Genomic DNA, 1477 nt, shown 5'->3' with positions numbered 1-1477 from the left:
ACAGCAGTCAGTAATCTGATGATGCAGACGCAGTTTGCACTGGCTAAGGAAAGGGATGTTTCGCATTACCGCGAAATTTTATTCGCTAACCTGGAAGAACTGAAAAGGTTGTCACGAATGACCAGTGACATGCTTTTTCTGGCACGTTCAGAGCATGGTCTGCTGCGGCTGGATAAACATGATGTGGATCTGGCAGCCGAACTGAATGAATTACGTGAGTTGTTCGAGCCCCTGGCAGACGAAACAGGAAAGACAATCACGGTTGAAGGAGAGGGCGTTGTTGCCGGAGACAGCGATATGCTCCGACGTGCTTTCAGTAACCTGCTTTCCAATGCAATCAAGTATTCTCCCGATAACACCTGTACAGCGATACACCTTGAGCGTGACAGTGACTGTGTGAACGTGATGATTACGAATACGATATCCGGCCAGGTTCCCGCTAATCTGGAACGTTTGTTTGACCGGTTCTATCGCGCAGACTCATCAAGGTTCTACAACACGGAAGGCGCGGGGCTGGGATTATCAATTACAAGGTCGATCATTCATGCTCACGGCGGCGAGCTGTCAGCAGAACAGCAGGGGCGGGAAATTGTGTTCAGTGTGCGTCTGTTAATGGATTAATACCGTTATTCAGGAGAAACCCGGAAGGTGACAAAAATGTCATCGTTCAGTCACGCGATAAACAGAGGCGGTTTTTTATAATCAGCCATAAATCAGGACAGCGTGATAATTCAATCGCCCGGTTCCTAGCATGATGATCAACCAGCCCTGAGATCAAATGCTTTCTCTGTTATAAGCATTGATTGTTCGGGTATGAAAACACCGGAGACCCAACCATGAAAAAGATCCTTGTATCCTTTATTGCCATGATGGCTGTCGCTTCATCTGCCTGGGCTGCAGAGACAATGAACATGCATGACCAGGTAAATAATGCCCAGGCGCCTGCCCATCAGATGCAATCATCCGCTGAAAAAAGTGCAGTTCAGGGGGAGAGCATGAAAATGATGGATATGAGCGGTCACGATCAGGCCGCAATGTCCCATGAAATGATGCAAAACGGCAATTCTGCTGCCCATCAGGACATGGCTGAAATGCATAAAAAAATGATGAAATCCAAGCCAGCAGCTTCTAACGAAACAGCAAAATCATTTTCCGAAATGAACGAGCATGAGAAAGCCGCTGTTGTGCATGAGAAGGCGAATAATGGTCAATCTTCCGTTATTCATCAGCAGCAGGCTGAAAAGCATCGCAGCCAGATCACCCAGAATTAACCCGCAGCTCCACTTGTTAGACCCTCATTTGACGCCGAAGTCACTGGCTTACGCTCCCGTCCGGGAGCGTTTTTTTAACTCTCTCATAAATTTTCAACTGTCAAGGGAATGGCATTCATCTGACCAACGGGTGATGCTGCCAACTTACTGATTTAGTGTATGATGGTGTTTTTGAGGTGCTCCAGTGGCTTCTGTTTCTATCAGCT

Annotated in this window: 1 protein-coding gene and 1 pseudogene; both read left to right on the top strand. The window is 47.3% G+C overall.

Going from position 1 to position 1477, the window contains the following annotated elements:
- Positions 1–621 (top strand): annotated as a pseudogene (pcoS, locus tag CHU32_RS27815) (copper resistance membrane spanning protein PcoS); the annotation flags it as partial.
- Between the two features lie 215 nt (positions 622–836).
- Positions 837–1271, top strand: a complete 435-nt coding sequence (pcoE, locus tag CHU32_RS27810; protein ID WP_004388336.1) for a copper resistance system metallochaperone PcoE — start codon at positions 837–839, stop codon at positions 1269–1271.
- Positions 1272–1477: the final 206 nt, after the last annotated feature.

This window comes from Superficieibacter electus (genome assembly GCF_002915575.1).
In the GTDB taxonomy this organism is placed as follows: Bacteria; Pseudomonadota; Gammaproteobacteria; order Enterobacterales; family Enterobacteriaceae; genus Superficieibacter; species Superficieibacter electus.
This window is presented reverse-complemented; position numbering and strand designations above follow the sequence as displayed.

Coding starts and splice junctions, on each gene's coding strand:
- pcoE (WP_004388336.1), top strand. CDS start 837: ATGAAAAAGATCCTTGTATCCTTTATTGCCATGATGGCTGTCGCTTCA.